The organism is Nocardiopsis rhodophaea (assembly GCF_039530945.1).
GTDB lineage: Bacteria > Actinomycetota > Actinomycetes > Streptosporangiales > Streptosporangiaceae > Nocardiopsis_C > Nocardiopsis_C rhodophaea.
Window position 1 is genome coordinate 53,828 of the sequence record NZ_BAAAPC010000010.1, and the last position, 20,194, is coordinate 74,021.

Consider the following 20,194-nt stretch of genomic DNA (forward strand, 5'->3'; position numbering starts at 1 on the left):
GGTGGGGATCAGCAGGCGCCGAGGTCCTTCCACGGGCCCCACGCGCCGCCGGTTCCCGGGGTGTCGCCCCGGGTCCACCAGCGGGCCTCATAGGTGCGGCCGTCGTAGGAGACGCGGTCGCCGCGGGTGTAGACGGTGGTCGGCGACCACGCGGCCGCGGTGCAGTCGCCCGGGTCGCCCGGGTCGCCCGGGTCGCCCGGTTCACCGTCGAGGCGCGGCCGGATGGTGCTGGCGAACCGGTAGCCGTTGGTGGCGTCCCAGTTGATCGACCAGGTCATCACGCCTCCGAGCTTCCCGTAGGCCTCGGCGGGGGTGAACGACCCGCAGTTGGTCCGTGCCTCAAGGCAGTCCAGTGCCCGGATGATGTTGTCCGGCGGCTGGTAGCCGCCGCCCGCGGCGCTGGGGACGGCGGGCAGCCCCAGGCCCACCTGGTCGGGGCGCAGCCCCATCTCCAGTTCGATGCAGGCCAGGGCGGTGAGGAAGTCCACGGTTCCCTGGGCGTAGACCTGGTCGTCGCAGCCCAGCATCGAGCCGGAGTTGTAGTACTGCATGTTGACCAGGGTGATGATGTCGCGCGCGTTCTCGGCGAGCTGGTAGTAGGCGTAGGTGGGCGCCTGGAAGTCGATGGTCTGCGGCGCCATGGTGATCATCAGGTCACTGCCCGCCTGGCTCCGCAGGGAACGCAGCGCCTGCTCCATGTACTGGGCGTTCATCCCGTGTTCGAGGTCGATGTCGACGCCGTCGAATCCGTATTCGCGCATCAGGTCGTAGGTGGTGTCCGCGAAGTTGGCGGCCTCGGCCGGGTTGGCGACGCTGACGTGGCCCTTCTCGCCGCCGACGGAGATGACGACCTTGCGGCCCTCGCTCTGGGCCGCGGCGATGTCGGCCTTGAACTCCTCGTCGGTGTAGCCGCCGAGTTCGCCGCTGGCGAGGTTGAAGGTAATGCCGCCCGGGGTGCCCGGCAGGTTGTCGGCGAAGGCGATCGCGATGAGGTTGTAGTCGGAGGGGATCTCGCTGACCCGCAGCGTCGTCGAGCCGTTGTCGAAGTTGTGCCAGTACCCGGTGAGCCACCCGCCGAGGTTGGAGGCGCCCGGCGCCGCGGCGGGCTCCGTTTCGGAAGCGGAAGCGGAAGCGGGAGCGGCAGTGGGAGCGGCGGTGGCCGGGGCCGAGGCGGTGAACAGGCCGGCCACGAGAAGCGCGGCGGCGGAGAGCGAGCGCGGCAGGGCCGCGCGTCTGGATGGAGCGTGCATGGGGGATGTGCTCCTCGCAGTATCCGAATGATCCGTAGAGCGGGACGGCAGGACACAGCCGGTGGCCGCGCGAGGCCGGCGCCGCCGGAGCGGCGGAGCGCTGTGTCCGTGATCCGGCCGGATCTTGGATTGGGAGCAACGTAAGCCGAGGACAGCTGCGGCGTCAATGGAATCGTAAAGAAAGTTTTCAGTAAAAGATTAAACTATTGATTCGTCACCTATCCGGCGGCGGATGTGCCGATTTCGCACCACCTCGCCGCTTCGGCCGTCCCCGGGGGCCGAGTGCGAGGTCCGGTGACCCCTCCGGCGCGCCGGAGGGGTCACCGGACCTCGATGAAGGCGTCCGGGTCGCGCGGGGGGCGGTCCTTCGGAGGCGCGGCGGCGTGGCCGACGGCGACCGCCCCCATGGGCTGCCAGTCCTCCGGGAGCTCCAGCACCCGCCGGACGACGTCCGGGCAGAACATCGTGGAGGAGATCCAGGCCGATCCGAGGCCCTCCATCGCCAGGCCGACGAGCAGGTTCTGCACGCCCGCCCCCATCGCCACCAGGAACATGGACCGCTCGGCGTCCGCCCGGCGCTCGTCGGGGTAGGGGTGGGCCCCGTCGGCCACGAGGCAGGGGACGACCAGGTAGGGAGCGTTGCGCAACACGTCGCCGCGGCGGAGCCGCTTGGCGATGGACTCCTCGGTGAACCCGTCGCCGCGCAGGTCCGCGATCCAGGCGTCCCGCATCTCGTCCAGGAGCCGGGTCTGGGTCGCGGCCGACTCCACGAGCACGAACCGCCACGGCGTGGTGTGGTGCGGGGCGGGTGCGGTGATCGCCGCGGACACGGCGCGGCGCACCGCCCCGGGGTCGACGGGTTCGGCGGTGAACTCGCGGATCGTCCGGCGGGCCGGCACCACATCGCGCGAACCGTACCGGAAGAGGTCCTCGTCGGCGGAGCGGACCAACGCGGCGGCACCGTCTCCGTCGGCGTCGGTCACCCGGTCCTCCAGCCCCCGCACCACCGCCACCGGGACCCCGCCGATCTTGCCCTTGACCAGCTCGGCGGCGGAGGCGATCTCGTCGCCGACGGCGTTAACCGTCGCGTCCAGCACGTTGCCGTGGCTGTCGGCGGAACCGCGAAGGTCGTCCAGGACCTCGATACCGGCCGCGCCGATGGCGACGTCGGTCTGTCCGCTGCGCCACGGGCGGCCGAAGGTGTCGGTGATGATCACACCGACCCGCACGCCGACCCGGTCCCGCAGCGCGCAGCGCAGCTTGCGGGCCGATGCGTCGGCGTCCTCGGGCAGCAGCAGCACATGCCCGGGCTCGACGTTAGAGGCGTCCACCCCGGCCGCCGCCATGACCAGGCCGCTGCGCGTCTGCACGATGCGTGTCGGGCCCTTGCGTGCCACCACCCGGACCGTCTCGGCGTCGACCGCCGCTTCGCGGTCCATCCGGTAGATGCGCCCCTCGGCCTTGCTGACGATCTTGGACGTCACGGCCAGGATGTCGCCGTCGCGAAGGTCGGCCGCGCCCGCGATGAGCTCGGCCAGGTCGTCACCGGGTCGGACCTCCGGAAGTCCGGTGACCGCGTGGACCCGCAGCTCCGCCGTCACGAACGTGCCTCCGTTCCCGCGCCGGGCTCTCCGCTCGGCTCGCGCTCCTTCAGTTCCAGGGCGAGGTCCAGCGCGGCCCGCGCCAGCGCGGCGGTGGCCTCCGGGTCGCTCATGTACAAGGGGCGGGAGCGGACCTCGATGCCCTTCACACGCGTCCCCTCGTCGGCCTCGTCGACCAGCCACCCGTCCAGCAGCTCCGGGCCGTAGTGCTCGGCCACGGCCTCGGCGCTGGTCTCCACCCCGATCGCGGTCAGGCAGGCGTCGGCGTGGCCGCGCACGGGCGCTCCGCCGATGATGGGGGAGACCCCGACGACCGTTTTCCTCGCCACGGCCTCGCGGATCCCCGGGACGTTGAGGATGGAGCCGATGCTGACCACCGGGTTCGACGGCGGCAGCAGCACGACGTCGGCCTCGTCGATGGCCTCCAGCACACCCGGTGCGGGCGTGGCGTCGGCGGCTCCGGCCCCGATGATCTGCTCGGCGGGCAGCGCGGCCCGGTGCCGCACCCACCACTCTTGGAAGTGGATGGCGCGGCGGCCCTGGTCGTCCTCGATGAGCACGTGGGTCTCGACGCGGTCATCGGTCATGGGCAGGAGGCGCACGCCCGGCTTCCACCGGTCGCACAGGGCCGAGGTGACCGCGGACAGGGGGTAGCCGGCCGCCATCATCTGCGCGCGCACGATGTGGGTGGCGAAATCGCGGTCACCCAGGCCGAACCAGGTCGGCTGCATGCCGTAGGCGGCCAGCTCCTCCTTGACGACGAAGGTCTCGTCCGCGCGCCCCCAGCCCTGGGCCTCGTTGGCGCCGCCGCCGAGCGTGTACATCACGGTGTCCAGATCCGGACAGACCCGGAGCCCGAAGAGGGTGATGTCGTCGCCGGTATTGCCAATGACCGTTATGGTCGAATCGTTCTCTGTGGTGTCCGCTCCCATCCCGAGCGCCGCTTTGAGGCCGCGCAGGAACCGCGCGCCTCCGATACCGCCAGCCAGTACGACTATCCGCATGACGTCAAGTCTGGCAGGGTGTGGTGATGTGTGTGCCGTGTGGCCCGCGTGTCCGCGGGGGCAGGTGGCGCGGTGGTGCGATGGCCGCCGACACGGCGGCGGGGCAGGTGGCGGGGGCCACCAGAGAGCGGACGTGCACGGGTGTACCGTGCGGATTCGGATCGATCGCCGGTCCGTTCGCTCCGACCGGAATCCGCGTGATCTCCCCCACGTCCGAGTACCGGGCACTGCGCGAGGGACGCTCCAGGGCGGACACCCCCACTTGCGCGCGTCCCGGCTGGATCCCTTGACGAACCGACGATAAGCAATGCTTCCCCCGACGCGACCGGGAAGCGGCAGAGGGGAACCTCTCTTGAACAACGAAGCAATCAATCGCCTGCGGGTACCCGCGGCCTGGGCGCTACTCGGAGCCGTCGCGGCGCAGGTGATCGCCGGACTCATCGACATCTTCGCGTCCTCCGGCTACGAGAACGGAGTGTCGAGCGGGTTCGTCACGTCCGGACCCTCTTCCTTCTTCGGGCCGGTCATCATCGCCCTGCTGCTGGGGGCGGTGCTGCTGGTGGTCACCGCGCCGCGCCGGACCTCGGTCAACTTCCCGATCGTGCTGACCGCGCTCATCCTCACCGGCTTCGCGGCGCTCATGGGGCTCGTCACGCTGGTGATGGGCTTCGTCTTCGCGAGCAACACGTCGGCCGCATCGGCCACGTCGGTCGGGTTCAGCAACCTCTTCACCGTAGGCGGGCAGCTCGCCATCGTGGTCGTCGCCGGGCTGTTCATGATCAGGGCCTTCAACGACCAGAACCTGGTGCCGCGCTCCGCCCCGCAGCAGGTCGGTCCGCAGCAGGGCTTCGGCCCGCAGGCCGCCGCACACCAGGGCTTCGCCCCGCAGACCGGCAGCCAGGCGGCCTTCGCGCAGCAGGGCTATGGCGTCGATGCCCAGCAGGCCTACCAGCAGCAGGACTGGGCGGCGCAGCAGGAGCAGCAGGGCTACGGCTACGCGGCACTGAACCAGAACGCCTACGCCGACCCCAGCCAGGCCGCCTACGGTGATCAGGGGCAGCAGGCCTACGCGGTCGACCCGGCCCAGCAGGGCTACGTCGACCCCAGCGGCTACGGCCAGAGCTGGCAGCAGAGCCCGAGCGGCGGGCAGGACGCGGCGTATCACCAGCAGAGCGGAGCGCAGGACGGCTACGCGCAGCAGGCCTACCCGGCCGGGTACACGCCGACCGGGGGCCAGCAGCCCTATGGCCAGGAATGGCAGTCCGCCGACCCGCAGCAGGCGCAGGCGGCCTACGGAACCGGCGGCCAGCCGGCCTACGGTCAGCAGGCGCACCACGGCTACGACGCCTACGGCACGCAGCAGCCCCAGGCCTATGGAACCGGCGCGCAGCAGGCCTACGGCACGGGAGCCCAGCAGGCGCAGGCCTACGGAACGGGAGCCCAGCAGGCGTACGGGACCGGTGCCCAGCAGGCCTATGCCGCTGACCCGAGCCAGCAGGCCTACGTCACCGGGGGCCAGCAGGCCGCCTACGGTTCGGCGTACGACCCGGGGCAGTACGCGGTGCAGCCGCAGGCAGACGTCGGCCAGACCCCGCAGCAGGGCGACCAGTACGCCTGGTATCAGCAGGGCGAGCAGCCGCAGCAGCAGGACGCGAGTGCCGGGTCCGCCGCCTCCGCTGACCCGGGGTATGGCGCGCAGCCCGGCTCTGGCTCCGCCTACGGTCAGCCCTACGGTGCTGACCAGCTGGGGCAGAGCGGTGCGGAGTCCACCGACGGCCAGCAGAACTGGTACCGGGACGACGACCGGCGCTGACTCCACGCCCCCCGGCAGATACCCGGGAAACACGGACTAATTGCGTGGTAATCCGCTGAACCGACGTCAGAGTGCGGCCGTTGGCCGTTCGTTACATGATATTCAGGGGATTACCACGCAACGCGCTTGACGTATAGCGAGGCGCGCGCGTGTAATTTCAAGGTGTGATTCCACCCTCCCGGGGGTCGAATGGGAGGGTACATCTAGGGGGGCAATAGGAGGTGCGCATGAGCGAGGTCATCCCGCTGGCGCACGGCGCAGATGATGATCTGGGCTGGCAGGAACGCGCCTTGTGTGCGCAGACCGATCCCGAGGCGTTCTTCCCCGAGAAGGGCGGCTCGACACGGGAGGCGAAGAAGGTCTGCCACTCTTGCGAGGTGCGGGCGGAGTGCCTGGAATACGCGCTGGAGCACGATGAACGCTTCGGCATCTGGGGGGGACTCTCCGAACGCGAACGACGCCGGTTGAAGAAAGCCGCCGGTCAGGATTTCGATTTCCTGGCCGACCTACTGTAACCGGCGGACCGCCGTCAAGCGTGTGCCCCGGGCTTTTTGCCCGGGGCACACGCTTTTTTCGCGTTCTCTTTGCCGGGTTTCTGCCGTCCAGGCGCGGTCGGCCGAAACTCTGGTTCTGGAGGGACCGATGTGGTCCGTAGGGCCGCGGTGTTCAGCGGCGCGGCGCACGCCGCTCCCCGCGGTCGCTCCTCGTCGTCGGCGACGCCGGAACATCGGACATGTCCACTCCGTCCGGTGCGCAGGTGGCGTATGGTGATCTGCCGATAGGGTCCGACCATAACGGGTCGATTCGTCCCTTCGTTTCCCCCACGTTGATTGCCCCGACCTCGACACCCGAGAGCGAACCCCAGCCGTGCCACCCCTGGATCCCGCTCGCCACATCGTCACCGCGGTCATCGTCACTCACGACGGAGACCGCTGGTTGCCGGAGACGCTGGAGTCCGTCCGCGAGCAGTCCCGACCGGTGCAGCGCGTCGTCGGCGTCGACACCGGCAGTCGCGACGACAGCGGCCGGATCCTCGCCGAGTTCATCGCCGCCGACGCGATCACCACCCTGGCCCGGGACACCGGCTTCGGGGACGCCGTGCGCGCGGGTCTGCGGCTGCCGCGCGCCCGCGCCGAGTTCCCGGGGGCCGCGCCAGACGCCACCGAGTGGATCTGGCTGATCCACGACGACTGCGCGCCCGCCCCCGACGCGCTGCAGCACCTGCTGCTCGCCGCCAACGACAACCCGCGCGCGGTCGTCTTCGGCCCCAAGCTCCGCGACTGGTACGACCGGCGGCTCCTCGTCGAGGTCGGCGTGACCATCGACGGCGCCGGCCGCCGCGAGACCGGGCTGGAGCCCCGCGAGTTCGACCACGGGCAGCACGACGGCATCCGCCAGGTCCTCGCCGTCTCCAGCGCGGGCATGCTGGTGCGCCGCGACGTCTGGGACGAACTCGACGGCTTCGACCGCGGCCTGCCGCTTTTCCGCGACGATATCGACTTCTGCTGGCGTGTCGGCGGCGCCGGGCACCGCGTCCTCATCGTCACCGACGCCGTCGCCCACCACGCCGAGGGAGCCGCGCGCCGCCGCCGCACCATCAGCGCCAGCGGCGGCCACCCGCGCCGCATCGACCGCCGCAACGCCCTGTTCGTGCTGCTGGCCAACCTGCCCATCGGCGGCATGGTGGGCGCGCTGCTGCGCAACACCATCGGCTCGCTGCTGCGCGTGCTGATGTACATCCTCGCCAAGCAGCCCGCCAACGCCTTCGACGAGGCCGCCGCGATCGCCTCCGTCTACCTGATACCCGGCCGCCTCATCCGCGCCCGCTTCCAGCGGCGGCGCAACCGCCGCCGCACCTACAGCGCTATCTCCCCGTTCCTTGCCCGCGGGGTGGCGATGCGGCGGCTCACCGAGATGGCCGTCAACATCATGACCGGCTCCCCGGCCCTGGACACCGCCGGACGGCACCAAGCGGTCGTGGCCCCGCCACCGTCGCGCGTCGATGACGACGATGACCCCCTGCGCGACGACCAGAGCGTGCTGCGGCGCTTCATCACCCACCCCGGCGTGCTGCTCATCGCGGCCCTCACCGCGGTCACCGTCGTCGCCGAGCGCTCACTGCTGTTCGGCGACCACCTCGCCGGGGGCGCGCTCGCCCCAGTGACGGGCGGGGCCGCTGACCTGTGGGCGCTCTACCTCGGGAGCATGCACGACGTGGGCGTCGGGTCCGGAGCGGCCGCTCCGCCCTATGTCGGGCTCCTCGCCCTGTTCTCGACGCTGACCCTGGGCAACCCGCACGTGGCCGTGACCATCATCCTGCTCGGCTGCGTCCCGCTCGCGGGCTTCACCGCCTACCAACTGGCCCGGCGGGTGCTGCGCTTCCGCCCCGCGCGGCTGTGGATGGCCGGGTCCTACGCCCTGCTGCCCATGGCCACCGGTGCCGTCGCGCAGGGCCGCCTGGGCACGGCGCTGGTCCACGCCCTCCTGCCGGTGCTCGGCATCCTGCTCATCCAGGTACTGACCCTGCCCGGACGCCGCTCCCGGCGCGCCGCGTGGGCCCTGGGCCTGTTCCTCGCCGTCGCCACCGCGTTCGTCCCGCTGGTCTGGCTCCTCTCACTGGTCACCGGCGCCGTTGTCCTCGCGGCGTTCGGACACCTCGGACGGCGTTTCTCCGTCAGTGTCGGGATCGCGCTGGCCACCCCGATGGTGCTGCTCCTGCCCTGGTCCCTGGAGCTGTTCACGACCCCGTCGATGTGGCTGCTGGAGGCCGGACTGCACCGGCCCGAACTCTCCGCGCCGCCCGCGAGCCCCGCAGCGCTGCTCATGCTCTCGCCCGGTGGCCCCGGCAACCCGCCCGTCTGGGTCACCGGCGGCTTCATCGCCGCCGCGCTGTGCGCCCTGCTGCTGCTCCGCAGCCGGATGCTGGTCGCGGTCGGCTGGAGTATGGCCCTCGTCGGCATCCTCGTCGCGATCCTCATGAGCCGGATCGTCGTGGCCGCCCCCTACGGCAGCCCCGCCGCGCCCGCCTGGCCCGGTGTCGCGCTGGCGTTCGCCGCGACCGCGATGCTTCTGTCGGCCGCGACCGCCGCGCAGTCCTTCGACACGATGTGGAAGGCGGGCGGACGCAGCCGCGTGTTCGCGCTCTCCGTCGCCGTGCTCGCCGTGACCACGCCGCTGTCCGCGGCCGGTGTGTGGATGGTCGAGGGCGTCGAGGGACTCGACGCCGACGTTCCGCCCATGATCCCCGCCGTGGCGACCGCGCTGAGCGACGACGGCACGCAGCCGCGCACGCTCGTCGTCGCCCCGGCCGGCGACGGCCCGATCCGCTACAGCGTGCTGCGCGGCCGGGAACCCCAGATCGGTGAGGAGCAGATTCCCGCCGACAGCGAACCGGGCGCCGTCCTGGACCGGACCGTGGCCGAACTGTCCGCGGGGCGCGGCGGCGACGAGGCCGACACGCTGGCCGGTCTCGGTATCGGGTACGTCGCGGTTCCGCGACCCGAGGTCGGCAGCCAGGAGGACGTGACCGTGGTCGACACGATGGACGGCACCCCGGGGCTCTCCCGGCTGCAGCTGACCGACGACTTCGGCCTGTGGAGGGTGGAGCGGCCCGGCGGGCGCCTGCGGGTCGTCGGCGAGGGCGACCCGGTCGTGCTGGCGACCAGTGCCGACGAACCGGTGTCGGCCGACGTCCCGGCGGGGGAGGGCGATCGGACGCTGGTGCTGGCCGAACCCGCGGACGGACGGTGGAGCGCCACCCTCGACGGCACCGAGCTCACCCCCCTGACGTGGGACAACGGCATGCAGGCGTTCGACCTGCCCGCCTCGGGCGGAACGGTGGAGATCACGCGCGGCGACACGCTGCGCCTGAGCTGGCTGCTGGTCCAAGGCGCGCTACTGGTGGTCGTCGTGGTCCTGGCGCTGCCTGGCGCACGTACCGAGGAGGACGTCCGTGCGCAGGCCGCCCGGCCCGCGCCGCGCCCGCGCCGCCCGGCCCGTCTGCGCTCCAGGTCGCGTAGTAGCAGCGGCGGCCACGGCAGCGGTCGCGGAAGCGCGAGCGGGGGTCGGCGCGGGCGTCGCGGACGCGGGTCTCGGGAGAAGGAGCGGAAGACGGAGCAGAAGGGGGAAGCCCGGTGAGGCTGATCGTCGAGAACCGGTTCGCCCTGCTGGGCCTCGTCGCGGTCGCGCTGGCCGCGCTTTTCGGTGTGGCGTCAGCGACCCGTTCCATGGGCGCCGACACCAGCAGCGCCGACCCCGAGCCCGAGGTCGTGCCCGTGGAATCGGCGCTGCGCGTCTGCCCGACACCGCAGGGCAAGGACCGCGAGAGCGAGGTATCGGCGTTCACACCGGCAGGTGAGGCGACCGGCGGCTCCCTGACAGCGGGGCCCGACATCGAGGGCGCACCGCCCCTGGGAGAGACGGGGGAGACCGGGCGGCCCTGGACCCAGGACGTGAGCGACGCCGAACGGCCCACGGTGGTGCGGGCCGACGGGGCGCTCGCCGCGGGGGCGGAGGTCGTCCAGACCACGATCGGCGAGGACGACCCCTACGCCACCCAGGTGCGCTGCGCCGAGCCCGGGGTGAGCACGTGGTTCGCCGCACCGGGGGAGAACGACCTGGCGTCCCTGCGGGTCCACGTGGCCAATGTCGACGACGCCGCGGCCACGGTCAACGTGGACGTCTACACCGCTGAGGGCCCCATCGTGGGGGAGGAGACCCGCGGGGTCTCGGTCGGCGCGCACGGCGAGGCCACCATCGACCTGACCGACCTCATCGACGCGACGGACACGGCCGTGGTGCACGTCCGGACCAACGTCGGACGGGTCGCGGCGGCGCTGTTCGCCGAGAACACGTCGTCCGGCGCGGACTGGGTCCCTCCGACGACGGCTCCGGCCCGGCGCCTGGTGATCCCGGGCGTCCCCGATGGCGGGGGGCAGCGTCGGCTCATCCTCGCCGCACCGGGCGAGGACCCGGTCACCGCGGATGTGCGTGCCTACACGCCGGACGGCGAACTGGACCACGAGGGCTTCACCGAGCTGAGCATCCCGCCGGGGGCGTCGACGCCGCTGAGCATGGCCGACGCACTGGGCAAGCAGGAGGCCACGATCGTCGTCGAGGCCGACGCCCCCGTGGTCGCGGGCCTCGCGATGGAGCGGTCAGGCGGTGACGACACCGCCTACGCGGCTGCGGCCACCCCGCTGGAGGGCAGAATCCACGGACGCGCCGTCCTTCCCGCCGCACCCAAGGGCACCACGACCCGCCTTCTCCTCGGCGCGCCGGACCGGCCCGGCACCGTGGTCGTCACCCCGGTCACCGATGGCGGAGAGCGCGGCGAGCGGCAGAAGGTCGACGTCGAGGCCGGACACACCACCACCGCCGACCTGGACACGCCCCAGGGGTCCCACGCACTGGTGGTCGAGGTCGCCGAAGACTCCGGCCCCGTCTACGCGGGCCGCGTCCTGACCCAGGGGTCGGGCAAGAAGCGGGCCAGCACCGCGCTGCCGGTGCTTCCGTCCCCGACCGAAGTCGTGCTCCCCCCGGTCCAGGACACGCTGACGAGTGTGGTTCCGTGAGGTGGCTACCCCGGCCGTGACGCGGCCCCTAGGCCGGGGGCGCGCTCACGCCTCCGGGTCGACGCTTTCCGGCTCCAAGCCCAGGAGATTGGCGACTTCCTCGACGACGGTGTCGTAGACCAGGAGTGCCATCTCCTCCGGCTCCTTGGTGCGGATCTCCACCGGCCTGCGGTAGATGATGATCCGCGCCTGGCCCGAGCGGGTGGACTCCAGGCGGGAGAAGGGGATGCCGTCCTCCGCGGTTACCCCGGAGGGGACCCGCGGTACATCCTCGACCAGGAATTCCACGTTGGCCAGTTCGCGGGCCCAGACCCGCTCCAAGCGCTCGACAGCGTCGAGCACGAGATCGTCGAAGATCTGCGCCCTGCTGCGGGCAATAGGGAGTTCAGGCGGTGCCAGAGGTCCGCGTATGCCGCGTCCACGGCGGTCTCGGCGCCGTACGCGGTCGGCTTGAGGCCTGTACAGGTGCACTCGTCGCACGCTTTGAGACTATGCCATCCGCGGCCATCGCGCAGCCCCGCCCCGAAGCATGGGGGCGGGCGCCGGACGGTCGGCGTGGCGCCCCGCGCGCGGTCCGGGAACCATCGCGGGAACGGGCATCCGGGACAAGCACATGGTCAGGGGTGCCGCCACCCGGAACGGACACGGGGGGCAATGCTGGCGCGTTGCAGGAGAAAGGCCTAGAGTCTATCCCCGTGAGCGTTGTTCGACGCTGTTCGCGTACCGCGTGCAGGCAGCCAGCAGTCTTCACGCTCACTTATGTCTACGCGGACTCCACGGCGGTCCTCGGTCCGCTCGCCGCCTACGTCGAGCCGCACTGCTACGACCTGTGCGCGATGCACGCCGAGCGCCTGACCGCGCCGCGCGGCTGGGAGGTCGTGCGGCTACCCGCCGACAACACCGCGGGCGGCCCCGGCAGTGACGACCTTGAGGCCCTGGCCAACGCCGTGCGCGAGGCGGCGCGCCCTCCGGCCGCGCGCGACCCCGTCGGCCAGGGGGTGGAGACCCACCGCCGCGGCCATCTGCGTGTGGTCAAGTCCGAGCCACAGCACCCCCAACACCCGCCTGACCAGCACAGGGGCCGTCCCCAACACGACGCCTGAACGCCACCGGCCGTTCGCTGGGGGCCTGCCCCCGTCTTGTACGTTGGAAGGCGCGCGAGCGCACCCTGCTCGCGTGCCGTCCTGTCCGTCGAGTGAGATCCGGAGCAGCTGTGGGCGACCTCGGTCAGATCTTCAAGGCATACGACATCCGGGGCGTGGTCCCGGACACGCTCGACGCGGACATTTCACGCGCCATCGGCGCGGCGTTCGCCCGCGTCGTGGGGGGCGACGCCGTAGTGGTCGCGCACGACATGCGCCCCTCGTCCCCCGATCTCGCCACCGCCTTCGCCGAAGGGGTCGCCGGCCAGGGCCTCGACGTCGTCTTCGCCGGGCTGGGCTCGACCGACCTGCTGTACTTCGCCTCCGGGCACCTGGGCCTCCCCGGCGCGATGTTCACCGCCAGCCACAACCCCGCCCAGTACAACGGCATCAAGATGTGCAAGGCCGAGGCGGCGCCGATCAGCTCGGAGACCGGGCTGGACGAGATCCGCGCGCTCGCGGAGAAGGGCGTTCCCCCGCACGACGGCCCCGCGGGCACGGTCACCGAGCGGGACCTGCTCGCCGCGTACGCGGCGCACCTGCGCTCGCTGGTGGACCTTTCGGACGTCCGACCGCTTAAGGTCGTCGTCGACGCCGGGAACGGCATGGGCGGCCACACCGTTCCGGCCGTGCTCGGCGCGGCGGTGCTGGACCCCCTGCCGCTGGAGATCGTGCCGCTGTACTTCGAGCTCGACGGCACCTTCCCGAACCACCCGGCTAACCCCCTCGACCCGGACAACATCGTCGACCTGCAGGAGAAGGTGCGCGCTACCGGCGCCGACATCGGCCTGGCCTTCGACGGCGACGCCGACCGCTGCTTCGTCGTCGACGAGCGCGGGGAGGCGGTGCCGCCGTCGGCCATCACCGCCATGGTCGCGGTCCGCGAGCTGGCCAAGGAGCCCGGCGCGACCATCATCCACAACCTGATCACCTCGCACGCCGTCCCGGAGATCGTCCGCGAGAACGGCGGCGAGCCCGTGCGCACCCGCGTCGGCCACTCCTTCATCAAGGAGACGATGGCCCAGACCGGGGCGATCTTCGGGGGCGAGCACTCGGCGCACTACTACTTCCGGGACTTCTGGCGGGCCGACACCGGCATGCTGGCGGCGATGCACGTCCTGCGGTTCCTCGGCTCCAGCACCGGTAAACTGTCCGAGATCACCGCCGAGTACTCGCGCTACGCGGCTTCGGGTGAGATCAACTCCGAGGTCGCCGACGCGAGCGGGCGCATGGCCGCCGTCGAGGCCGCCTACTCCGGCCGCGCCGATGCCCGGATCGACGACCTCGACGGGCTGACCGTGGCGCTCGCCGATGGGAGCTGGTTCAACCTCCGTGCCTCCAACACCGAGCCGCTGCTGCGGCTCAACGTGGAGGCGCCCGACACCGAGACCATGGCCAAGCTTCGCGACGACGTCCTGGCCATCATCCGGGCCTGACCGCGCCGCCCGCAGCCCGCCGCGGGCCGCCACACGACCACGAGACGAGAATGATGAGCATGAGCGCGAAGATCGACGACTGGCTGCTGGAGATCCTGGCCTGCCCCAAGAGCAAGGCCCCGCTGCGCCTCGACGCCGAGGCGGGCGAGCTGATCTGTGACGAGAGTGGGCTGGCCTATCCGATCCGCGACGGAATCCCGGTGCTGCTCGTCGACGAGGCCCGCGAAATCCGCTGATGTGACTGGGTGAGCGGCCCGCGCCGCGACGCTCCGCCGCGTCCACATCCGGCCACTTCCGGCCGGGGTGGAGCGGGCCGCGCGTCGCGGCGTTATTGCGCCGGGTGACTAGCGAGTGACGTACGGGTGCCTCATCTGGGATGCGGGCCGCTGTGTCGACGGGTGGGGCCGCTCGGCCGTCTGTGATCCCTCCAACCGATAACGCCGCTGTGGAACCGCATGTGGCGTATGGCGTCCCCCAATACCCCATAACCTGGTCGTGCTCCCGGTCCACAGACACGACCTCGCCTAGGAGGAGATCGATGCCCGGTCCCGAGTCGCTGACGCCGAGCGATCCCCGCGCCTTCGGCGACTACAGCGTGGTCGGACGCCTGGGGAAGGGCGGCCAGGGCGTCGTCTACCTCGGTCGCGACGACGAGGGCGAGGAGTTCGCGATCAAGGTCCTCAACGACCAGTGGTCGCAGGACGGGGATCTCCGCAGGCGCTTCGAGAAGGAGGTCCGGGCCGCGCAGAAGGTGGCGTCGTTCTGCACCTCAGCGATCCATGACGCCCGGCTCGACGAGGATCCCCCCTACGTCGTCAGCGAGTACGTTCCCGGCCCGTCGCTTCAGGAGTCGGTGTCGGCCAAGGGGCCGCATAAGGGGGCGGCGCTGCAGCGCCTCGCCGTATCGACGGCGACCGCGCTGGTCGCCATCCACCAGGCGGGGATCGTGCACCGGGACTTCAAGCCCGGCAACGTGCTGCTGGGGCCGGACGGCCCGCGGGTGATCGACTTCGGTATCGCCCGCGTCGTCGACGGCACGGCCACCATGACCAACTCGATCGTCGGGACCCCCTCCTACATGGCGCCGGAGCAGATCGAGGGCACGAACATCACCGACCGGGTGGACATCTTCGCGTGGGGATGCGTCATGGCGTTCGCCTCCACCGGCAACGCCCCCTTCGGGCAGGACAGTGTCCCCGCGGTCGTGCACCGCGTGGTCAGTGCCCCGCCCAATCTCGACGGGCTGCCCGACTCACTGCTCCCCATCGTGCGGCAGTGCCTGGACAAGGACCCGAACCGTCGCCCCAGCGCGCAGGCCCTCCTCATGCGGCTGCTCGGGCACGACGAGTCCGCCGGGGCCTCCTCCACCGACGAGGTGGTCAAGGAAGGCGAGCGTATCGCCGAGACCGGTGCGCCGCCCAGCGGGCCGCAGGCGCCGGCCGGCCAGATGGGGCCGAGCGGCCCGCAGACGCCGCTCCCGTCGTTCGGTCAGCAAGGCGGCATGGGCGCCCGGCCGATGACCGGTCCCCAGCAGGGCGGCTTCACCCCCGTGCAGAACCAGCGCGGACCGCAGAGGCCGCAGGTTCCGCACGCCGGTCACCCCGGGATGACCGGCACGCATCCGGGAATGGGAGGCCAGTACCCGCCACCGGGCTCCGGTCCGAACACGATGTACACCGGCGCGCACGGCATGCCGGCGCACACGCAGGCGCCGCGTCAGGCGATGCCGCCGCAGCAGCCCGCGCGCCAGCCCGCGCAGGAGGACCCGATCTTCGCTCAGGGGTGGATGGTCCCCGCCGTCCTGATCGCGATCATCATCCTCGTCCTCCTCCTGGTCCTGCTCGCGCTCCAGTAGTCACCGAGCGGCCGTGGGGCGCACGGCCCTCAGCACACCGCCTGCGTCAGCCGGTGGATCGCCCGCGAGGTCACGTCGTCGATGAACGACTCCACGGCGGGCCAGCGCTCGTCCGCGCAGTCGGTGGGGATGAGCGTGACGCAGTCGGTGCAGGCGAGGTCGAGGACGTCGACCGGGCCCTCGGAGCAGGTCAGCACCCCATCGGCGGTTACCGCGAGCACACCGCTGGAAGGGGCGCCCACCTGCTGAACGACGACGAGAAGGCGCAGCACCGCGTCCATCACCGTGATCTCCACCGAGGACCACCAGCAGTCCGGCCCCCGCTCGAAGAGGGCGCGTGCGGCGGCGGCGTCGCACTGCTGGGCCACGGCCTCTTCGCTGACGTCCCCCGCGCTGTGTGTGGCGCGGGCGGTGGGGTCGAGCTCCCGCAGCACCGGGGTCAGTGAGTCGCCGCGCCTGCGCAGGTGCTCCTGGATCCTGCGGTGCAGCGCTGCGGCGAGCGGTGCGGGGCCGTGGGACGGCGGCGCGGCCGCCGGTGTCCGGCAGAGCTCGGCGCGCAGGGCCGCCGTCATGAGGTCGGCGAAGATCGGGATCAGGGCGAGCAGCCGTTCGTAGTGGTCCGGGCGGGAGCGGGCCGCCGCCAGCTGCGCCGCGAGACGCCGGTCCATCGGCAGGGGCGGGTGGTTCGAGCGCAGGAGGGACAATGAAGCGAGCACCCAGGGCAGCGGGTGAGGCGGCGGTGGTGCGGGGCGGTCCGGCCACAGTTCGCCCTCGCAGACGAGAAAGACGTGGGCGGCGCGGATGACCGGGTGGGTCTCCACCGTCGCGGCCTCGGCCAGGACCTTGCCCGCGTCTTCGGGTAGATCCGGGGGCACCCCGAAGTCGGGGGCCCTGCGGGCCAGGTCGGTGAGGTAGGCGGGGGTGAGGCACTCACCGGAGCGACACTCGGCGGCCATCTCCAACAGGATCTCCTCGTCGGCCCGGAGCTGCTCCGGCCCGGCGTCCTCGTGCGCGGCCAGGCTCCGCAGCTCCCGCAGATGGCGCCGGAGGACCCTGCGCAGGGCCTCGTGCGGAGGCTCGCCCAGTGTGTGTCTGTGGTGGCCAGTGCAGACATCACGGAGCCGGTCGAGGTCGGCCAGGCGTCGGCGCACGTGGCCCGGGAAGCGGTCCAGGGCGAAAGGTCGGCCATGTTGCGGGTTCACGTTGGTGACAGTAGCCCGCGAAGCGGCGCCGAAAACCTGACTCGGCGTGATCCGTCCGAGTCGGACGGATATTTGGGACGGGCCATCCGTGGTTCAACCCCGGTATCCCCGCATGTAACGCCAATGGCGCACAATTCCCGGCATACCCCCCGAGGACCACCGCCGGATCGCGGGCGCGCATCGCCCGTCCGCACGGAGCGGCGGTGGTGACGTGCGTTGACGAGAGTGGGGGGTGCCCGTCCCCCTGAGGTGGTCGTCCTTCGTGCAGTCCGCGTCGTTCACGCAGCCCCAACCCGCGGCCCCCGGTACCGGCCGCCCCGCCGCCAGCGGCTACCGGCCCGAAATCCAGGGGCTGCGTGCTGTCGCCGTCCTGCTGGTGGCCGGGTACCACATCTGGTTCGGGCGCGTCTCCGGTGGAGTCGACGTCTTCCTGCTGCTCACCGGCTTTTTGATCACCGGTTCCCTGGTCCGCATGGTGGAGCGGCAGGGGCGGGTGGACGTCGCGGCGTTCTGGACCCGGCTGGTCAAGCGGCTCTTCCCGGCGGCCTCCGTGGTCCTGGTGGGAGTGCTCGCCGCCGCCTACCTGTTCCTGGCAGACGACCGGTGGCGAGACACGATCCAGCAGGTCGTCGCGGCGGCGCTGTACTACGAGAACTGGTGGCTGGCCACCGAGTCCGTCGACTACCTGGCACGGAACGACGCCGCCAGCCCGGTGCAGCACTTCTGGTCGCTGTCCATCCAGGGGCAGTTCTACCTGCTGTGGCCGGCGCTGGTGGCGCTGGCGGCCGTCCTCGCCGCGCGGTCGGGGTGGGCGGTGCGCAGGGCCGTGTTCGTCGCGGTGGCCGCGGTGTTTGCCGGGTCGCTCGGCTACTCGGTACTGTCCACGGCGGCGAACCAGCAATGGGCCTATTTCGACACCGGTGCGCGGCTGTGGGAGCTGGCGCTGGGGGGCTTGCTCGCGCTGGGGCTGCCCTACATTCGCCTGGGCCGCCGGGTGCGGATCGCGAGCGGCTGGGTAGGGCTGGCCGCACTCGTCTCCTGCGGGACGCTGATCCCCGCCACGGGCTTCCCGGGGTATGCGGCGCTGTGGCCGACGGCCGCCGCCGTGCTGGTCATCGTGGCCGGGGACACGGGCGGCCGGTTCGCCGCCGACCGCCTGCTGACCTGGAAGCCGCTGCACGCCATCGGCGATATCTCCTACCCGCTGTACCTGTGGCACTGGCCGGTGTTGATCTGCTACCTCGCTGTCACCGAGCGGACCACACCCAGCCTGCTCGGCGGAGGCTACGTCCTGGGGCTCTCCCTAGCGCTGGCCGCCGGCACCAAGTGGCTGGTGGAAGACCGCGTCGAACAGGCCGCCCGCGGCCGCCCGAAACGCCTCGTCGTCCCGGCCGTTGGCCTGGCCTGCCTGCTGCCGGTCCTGACAGCCGCGGGCGGGTGGTCGGCCCACCTGGCCGCCGAGCAGCGGCGGATGGAAGCCCTCGTCGCCGACCCGGCCAACTACCCCGGCGCGGCCGCGCTCGCCAACGGCGGCGACGGCTCGGCGCCACGCGACCTTCCGGTGTACCCGCCGCCGGCGGAGGCGGCGGACGACGTCCCGGTCACCTACGAAGACGGCTGCAACCAGGAGATCGCCGGATCGAAAGTCCTCACCTGCGCCTACGGCCCCGACGACGCCGATCGCACCATCGCCCTGGTCGGCGGCTCCCACGCCGCGCACTGGTTCCCCGCGCTGGACCGGATCGCGCGGGACAACGGCTGGCGCGTCGTCAACATCATCAAGGGCGCCTGCATGTTCACCGACGCTCCCCAGCACTACAAGGGCGAGGCCTACACGTCCTGCGCGGAGTGGAACCAGGGCGTCATGACCGAACTGGCCGACCTGCGCCCCGACGCCGTGTTCACCACGGCCACGACCACCAGCCTCGACACCGGCGCGGGCTACGGCGAGGAAATGGTGGTCGACGGCTACGTGGAGAAGTGGCGGGAGCTGGCCGAGCTCGACATCGACGTCCTCGCCATCCGCGACACCCCCCGCCTCGGCTTCGACTCGGCATCGTGCGTCGCCGAGAAGGCCCGAGCCGAATGCGGAAGCGACCGCTCCGATTCCCTGGCCGACGAATCCCCACTGGACGACCTGACCGGCGTCCCCGACAACGTGACCTTCCTCGACCTCACTGATCGCCTCTGCACCGGCGGCCGCTGCCCGGCCGTCATCGGCAACGTCCTCGTCTACTGGGACGGCAGCCACATCACCACCACCTACATGCGCACCCTGGCGCCCGCTCTCGAAGGTGAGCTGAAGTCCGCCGCGTCAAAGCGGTAGATAACGCGGCTCGCCATCGGTCGTCGTCCCTGCGGGGAACAGGCGGCCGCGCGCTTGGGGAAGCCCCGGCCGACTCCGCGCGCTCCCTGCCGGAGGGCGCCAAGCGCAGCGCCCACGCCGGGCCCGGCGAGGGCAACGTCCTACCCTCCGGGGGGCGGCGCCACCGCTGTGTTACCGGAGAAGAAGCTGCGTCCGTTCCAGACTCCCCCAGCTTCGAGAGGCTGACGATTCAACGAACCCTCCGACGACGACTTGGGGCGGCAAGCGCGGCCCGATGTTATATGTCCGCGGCTCTGGACTCCAGAATCCGTTCCTGCCATTTTTCGGGTTCGGGGAGGACCATGATGTATCTCTTGGCCGAATCCGCTGTGATGGCGAGGGCCGGGCCGCTGCGCATGATGATCCCGACGGCACCGCCCTGTCCGATGCGCAGGCCGATGCCGAGGAAGTCGGCGAACGCGTCGACAGAAGTCACTTCCACCGCCTGAATCCGATTGACGGGGATCGTGAATGTCCAGAACGGGAACGCCCGCAGCCGCAGGGTTTCGCCGGTCATGCAGATCTCACCGCGCATCGAGCCGATCACCGCTGTGATGGCGAGGCCCAGGACGGGAAGCCAGAGGTAGGCCGGCGCCGCGTCCGGGTCCGAGGTGATGATGAGCGCGTAGACGCCGAGGGTGACCACCAGCACGGGAAGCGCGATCAAAGCGGACCAGGGCGATGGGCGTACGGTGGCTCTCGGTGGGCCGTCGTCGGTTGGCGAGGGGTGTCGTTCCTGCTCCAGCGTCATCTTCCGGCTTTCGTTACGCGTGTGTGATGGGGGGACGTTCATTCCACGGCAACCGGGACTTTCCCTCCCCGGGCGAATGCGAACCAGTAATGAGGGCGCGAGGCGCGATACGCGGTGGGGCGCTCCCCGGCGCGAGGGATCCAGAGGGTTCGGTCGAGGCTGGGTGTAGGGTTGCTGGTTTTTGAGGAGGTATGAGGATGGA

At 71.4% G+C, this 20,194-nt stretch carries 15 protein-coding genes; 9 read left to right on the forward strand and 6 right to left on the reverse strand.

Annotated features, from left to right (window positions below):
* Positions 1-8 precede the first annotated feature (8 nt).
* From ABD259_RS12845 to cofD, 3 genes are all read right to left on the reverse strand, one after another.
* A complete protein-coding gene (locus tag ABD259_RS12845; RefSeq protein ID WP_344162494.1) occupies positions 9-1,250 on the reverse strand; it encodes a glycosyl hydrolase family 18 protein in 1,242 nt (413 codons plus the stop codon).
* Positions 1,251-1,570: 320 nt separating this feature from the next.
* Positions 1,571-2,851: a coenzyme F420-0:L-glutamate ligase gene (locus ABD259_RS12850; RefSeq protein ID WP_344162497.1), complete on the reverse strand. Its 1,281-nt coding sequence runs from the start codon at positions 2,849-2,851 to the stop codon at positions 1,571-1,573.
* The gene (cofD, locus tag ABD259_RS12855; RefSeq protein ID WP_344102089.1) at positions 2,848-3,855 is read right to left on the reverse strand and encodes a 2-phospho-L-lactate transferase; all 1,008 of its coding nucleotides are present in this window, start codon (positions 3,853-3,855) and stop codon (positions 2,848-2,850) included. Before cofD ends, ABD259_RS12850 begins: the two co-directional genes overlap by 4 nt.
* Positions 3,856-4,207: 352 nt before the next feature.
* Here cofD and ABD259_RS12860 point away from each other — a divergent pair, with 352 nt between their 5' ends.
* From ABD259_RS12860 to ABD259_RS12875, 4 genes are all read left to right on the forward strand, one after another.
* Positions 4,208-5,668, forward strand: a complete 1,461-nt coding sequence (locus ABD259_RS12860) for a mediator complex subunit 15 domain-containing protein (RefSeq protein ID WP_344162500.1) — start codon at positions 4,208-4,210, stop codon at positions 5,666-5,668.
* Positions 5,669-5,895: 227 nt separating this feature from the next.
* Entirely contained in the window at positions 5,896-6,183 is a 288-nt protein-coding gene (locus tag ABD259_RS12865; RefSeq protein WP_017618767.1) for a WhiB family transcriptional regulator, read from the forward strand.
* A 352-nt stretch (positions 6,184-6,535) separates the two neighbouring features.
* Complete coding sequence (locus ABD259_RS12870; RefSeq protein WP_344102084.1) at positions 6,536-9,805, forward strand: glycosyltransferase; 3,270 nt, start codon at positions 6,536-6,538, stop codon at positions 9,803-9,805.
* Entirely contained in the window at positions 9,802-11,241 is a 1,440-nt protein-coding gene (locus ABD259_RS12875; RefSeq protein ID WP_344102082.1) for a DUF5719 family protein, read from the forward strand. The genes ABD259_RS12870 and ABD259_RS12875 overlap by 4 nt, the downstream gene beginning before the upstream one ends.
* Before the next feature lie 45 nt (positions 11,242-11,286).
* Here the strand turns inward: ABD259_RS12875 and ABD259_RS12880 are convergent, their stop codons facing one another.
* Complete coding sequence (locus ABD259_RS12880) at positions 11,287-11,712, reverse strand: metallopeptidase family protein (protein ID WP_344102249.1); 426 nt, start codon at positions 11,710-11,712, stop codon at positions 11,287-11,289.
* Positions 11,713-11,936: 224 nt separating this feature from the next.
* Between ABD259_RS12880 and ABD259_RS12885 the strand changes: the two genes are divergently transcribed.
* From ABD259_RS12885 to ABD259_RS12900, 4 genes are all read left to right on the forward strand, one after another.
* Positions 11,937-12,344 (forward strand): DUF3499 domain-containing protein, encoded by a 408-nt coding sequence (locus ABD259_RS12885; RefSeq protein ID WP_344102080.1) that lies wholly within the window; start codon positions 11,937-11,939, stop codon positions 12,342-12,344.
* A 110-nt stretch (positions 12,345-12,454) separates the two neighbouring features.
* Positions 12,455-13,819 (forward strand): phosphomannomutase/phosphoglucomutase, encoded by a 1,365-nt coding sequence (locus tag ABD259_RS12890; protein WP_344102078.1) that lies wholly within the window; start codon positions 12,455-12,457, stop codon positions 13,817-13,819.
* A 59-nt stretch (positions 13,820-13,878) separates the two neighbouring features.
* Complete coding sequence (locus ABD259_RS12895) at positions 13,879-14,055, forward strand: Trm112 family protein (protein WP_083919870.1); 177 nt, start codon at positions 13,879-13,881, stop codon at positions 14,053-14,055.
* 302 nt (positions 14,056-14,357) lie between these two features.
* Positions 14,358-15,674, forward strand: coding sequence for a serine/threonine-protein kinase (locus tag ABD259_RS12900; RefSeq protein WP_344102074.1), 1,317 nt, complete (start codon positions 14,358-14,360; stop codon positions 15,672-15,674).
* Between the two features lie 29 nt (positions 15,675-15,703).
* Here ABD259_RS12900 and ABD259_RS12905 read toward each other — a convergent pair whose 3' ends face one another.
* Positions 15,704-16,876, reverse strand: a complete 1,173-nt coding sequence (locus ABD259_RS12905) for a hypothetical protein (protein ID WP_344102072.1) — start codon at positions 16,874-16,876, stop codon at positions 15,704-15,706.
* 262 nt (positions 16,877-17,138) lie between these two features.
* Between ABD259_RS12905 and ABD259_RS12910 the strand changes: the two genes are divergently transcribed.
* On the forward strand, positions 17,139-19,202 hold the full coding sequence (locus ABD259_RS12910; protein ID WP_344162503.1) for an acyltransferase family protein: 2,064 nt from the start codon (positions 17,139-17,141) through the stop codon (positions 19,200-19,202).
* Between the two features lie 277 nt (positions 19,203-19,479).
* On the opposite strand, the gene ABD259_RS12915 is transcribed toward ABD259_RS12910, so the two are convergent.
* A complete protein-coding gene (locus ABD259_RS12915) occupies positions 19,480-19,893 on the reverse strand; it encodes a hypothetical protein (RefSeq protein ID WP_344162506.1) in 414 nt (137 codons plus the stop codon).
* Positions 19,894-20,194 lie beyond the last annotated feature (301 nt).

What these genes read in the sequence shown, in the direction of transcription:
- ABD259_RS12895 (WP_083919870.1), top strand. Translation starts at nt 13,879, where the DNA reads ATGAGCGCGAAGATCGACGACTGGCTGCTGGAGATCCTGGCCTGCCCC.
- ABD259_RS12845 (WP_344162494.1), bottom strand. Translation starts at nt 1,250, where the DNA reads ATGCACGCTCCATCCAGACGCGCGGCCCTGCCGCGCTCGCTCTCCGCC.
- ABD259_RS12865 (WP_017618767.1), top strand. Translation starts at nt 5,896, where the DNA reads ATGAGCGAGGTCATCCCGCTGGCGCACGGCGCAGATGATGATCTGGGC.
- cofD (WP_344102089.1), bottom strand. Translation starts at nt 3,855, where the DNA reads ATGCGGATAGTCGTACTGGCTGGCGGTATCGGAGGCGCGCGGTTCCTG.
- ABD259_RS12900 (WP_344102074.1), top strand. Translation starts at nt 14,358, where the DNA reads ATGCCCGGTCCCGAGTCGCTGACGCCGAGCGATCCCCGCGCCTTCGGC.